We start from the raw sequence: 2,372 nt of genomic DNA, 5'->3' as shown, positions 1-2,372 counted from the left end.
TCCGCCTCTACAACGGCCAGCTCCCGCAATCCGTCCTGAAAGGCCGAACGCCCATCGAGGCGCTCAAGGACTGGCATCGCCAGAAGCCGGAACTATTCAAGAAGCGGCCGTACAATCACGCGGGATGTGACAAGTAGGCCGGGACGCTCTGATCGGAGGTGGCATTCAACACGTCGCGCTCGAAGGCCTCGATATCGGCGATACGGTAGACGACACGCCCTCCGATCTTCATGTATACAGGACCTTCGCCGGCCCACCGCCACCGCTCCAGGGTGCGGTGCGAAATGGTCCAGCGTTCCGCCAGTTCTTTCTGGTTCAAGCAGGTTGGTTTCATAATCGTCTCCTTCTTCACAACTCACAGAGGTTGCAGGAGGACGAAGGCGTGAAAGAAAAAGAGAGGCAAGTCAGTGTCTTGAGGTGCTGTGCGCAAAGGAGCCGCGGCCGCGCAGTGCCGTCAACGCACCCAGCGAGAGCGAGAGAAAGCAGTCGTATCGGACGCTATTCTTGGAGAAACGTGGCAGGTGGCCGGTATTTGAACCTGCCCGCTGAGCGGAGTTTTTGCGTATCTCTTTCCCTCCGATTTCGCGGGATTACGATAGGATTCACAGCAATAACCGATGGCTACGATTCCCTTTAGAATCATGCGTTTGAAAGTCTCTGTCGGACACTTTGCTCCCGCTTTGTATTTGTTTTGATCGCGTTCTGTTCAGTTGCAAGAGAGTAGTCGCGAGAAGAAATGGCGGCTGCTGTGCTGGCCTTGCTGCTGCCGATGGCAGATCGCTTGGTTCTCGAGGATGGAGAAGGGTAGGCAGGACCGCCGCCCGGCGAGCGTGGCCCTTGTTTCATGTTCGATATTGGTTATCTTGAACACACACGATGTAGGGAGATCGCCATGTCTCGGACCACCACCATGACCGTGCGCGTCAGCGGCGCGCTCAGCGAGTTCGTCGCGACCAATGTCGGAGAGGATGGCGCCTATGAGAACGTCAGCGAGTACATCCGTGATCTGATCCGCCGCGACAAGGAACGCGTCGAGCGTGAAGCCTTCGACCGGCTGAAGGCAGAGCTCAACCGCGCCTTCGCTGCGCCCGAGGAGAGCTACAAGCCCCTGACGGCCGCCGAGGTGATCGCCCGAAACCGGACCTGAGCGCATGGCGATCCGGGTCCAGGAGGCGGCGTCCGTCCGTCTCGACGAGATCTACCGATACACACGCGAAACCTGGGGTGAGGCGCAGGCCGAGACCTACGTTACCGGGTTGTTTGCCGCGTTCGAAAAGATCGAAACGCGCGGTGTGCATTCGCGGGCCGTGCCCGCCGAATTTGGGGTGGAAGGGTATTTTTTCCGGTACGAGCGGCATTTCGTGTATTGGAGGCATCTGTCGAATGGCGATATTGGCATCGTCACGATCCTGCACGAGCGGATGCACCAGATTGATCGTTTCAAGGAAGACTTCTTCGGATAACGTTCGGCGGACAGCGTCGTGCAGACCATTCTCCACGGCCTTGAGCCGACAAACGCAGACAAAATGCTCTTGGTTTGTATCCGTTTTGAGGATCGTCTGATCTACCGCTTCGGCTTCGCCGATTTTCGGGCAGAGGCGGTCTGACGAGGGCACGTCGGCCGGGGATGCCTGCGATTTCCGGGTATCGGCTGGCTCGAACGGCCGGTCTCGGCGTCGGAGGGCAGACTCCGCCTCATGTGAGCAGCCTTCGTCGGACGAGGAACAGATTGCCGAGGGCGAACAGCGTGAAGAGTTGTGCCCGGTTCTTCGCGAGGCCGCGGTACCGGGTCTTGAGATACCCGAACTGCCGCTTGAGCACCCGGAAGGGATGCTCGACCCGCGCCCGCACCATGGCGATGATCCGGTTGATGTCCTCATCGACAGGGTGCAGCGCGCCGCCCTTCGGCGCCTTGCGCATGACGCCCCAGAACTTGCCGGGGCCGGAGAACGCGGCCTCCCGTGCGGCGCTGACATAGCCCTTGTCCGCCCAGACCGATGTCTCCGCTCCGTGCAGGAGCTCCTCCCAGACCTGGCTGTCGTGCACCTTCGCGGTCGTCGTCTCGAGGCTGTGCACGATGCCGCTGTCGGCATCCACGCCGACATGCGCCTTCATGCCGAAGTACCAGGTGTCGCCCTTCTTGGTGGACGACATCTCGGGGTCGCGGGCCTTGGCCTCGTTCTTCGTCGACGACGGCGCGTCGATGATGGTCGCGTCCACCAGCGTCCCCGAGCGCAGCGTGATGCCCTGCTCGGCGAGGTGGCGGTTCACCTCCGCGAACAGCTGCTCGGTCAGATGGTGCCGCTCCAGGAGGTGGCGGAAGTTGAGGATCGTGGTCTCGTCCGGGATCCGGTCGTCGCCGAGTTCGATGC

Annotated in this window: 5 protein-coding genes and 1 pseudogene; 4 read left to right on the top strand and 2 right to left on the bottom strand. The window is 60.9% G+C overall.

The genetic code is table 11. The features are described 5' to 3' along the window. Positions 1-137, top strand: a pseudogene (locus tag DLJ49_RS22675) (IS481 family transposase); the annotation flags it as partial. On the opposite strand, the gene DLJ49_RS21055 reads toward DLJ49_RS22675, so the two are convergent. Next, complete coding sequence (locus tag DLJ49_RS21055) at positions 116-334, bottom strand: helix-turn-helix transcriptional regulator (RefSeq protein WP_115395462.1); 219 nt, start codon at positions 332-334, stop codon at positions 116-118. The pseudogene DLJ49_RS22675 and the gene DLJ49_RS21055 sit on opposite strands and share 22 nt — an antisense overlap. Positions 335-892: 558 nt before the next feature. On the opposite strand from DLJ49_RS21055, the gene DLJ49_RS21050 reads away from it, so the two are divergent. From DLJ49_RS21050 to DLJ49_RS22780, 3 genes are read left to right on the top strand one after another with little or no spacing between them, the layout of a single operon-like run. After that, positions 893-1,147 (top strand): ribbon-helix-helix domain-containing protein, encoded by a 255-nt coding sequence (locus tag DLJ49_RS21050; RefSeq protein ID WP_114511840.1) that lies wholly within the window; start codon positions 893-895, stop codon positions 1,145-1,147. Between the two features lie 4 nt (positions 1,148-1,151). Next, positions 1,152-1,463 carry a type II toxin-antitoxin system RelE/ParE family toxin gene (locus DLJ49_RS21045; RefSeq protein ID WP_115395461.1) on the top strand — a complete coding sequence of 104 codons (312 nt, stop codon included), beginning with the start codon at positions 1,152-1,154 and terminating at the stop codon, positions 1,461-1,463. Between the two features lie 18 nt (positions 1,464-1,481). Beyond that, positions 1,482-1,607: a hypothetical protein gene (locus tag DLJ49_RS22780; RefSeq protein WP_255566813.1), complete on the top strand. Its 126-nt coding sequence runs from the start codon at positions 1,482-1,484 to the stop codon at positions 1,605-1,607. A gap of 88 nt (positions 1,608-1,695) precedes the next feature. Here DLJ49_RS22780 and DLJ49_RS21040 read toward each other — a convergent pair. Next, positions 1,696-2,372, bottom strand: a 677-nt coding sequence (locus DLJ49_RS21040; protein WP_115395460.1) for an IS5 family transposase, incomplete at its 5' end; no start/stop codon positions are given.

Source organism: Rhodovulum sp. 12E13 (assembly GCF_003340565.1).
Lineage (GTDB): Bacteria > Pseudomonadota > Alphaproteobacteria > Rhodobacterales > Rhodobacteraceae > HLUCCA09.
This window is presented reverse-complemented; position numbering and strand designations above follow the sequence as displayed.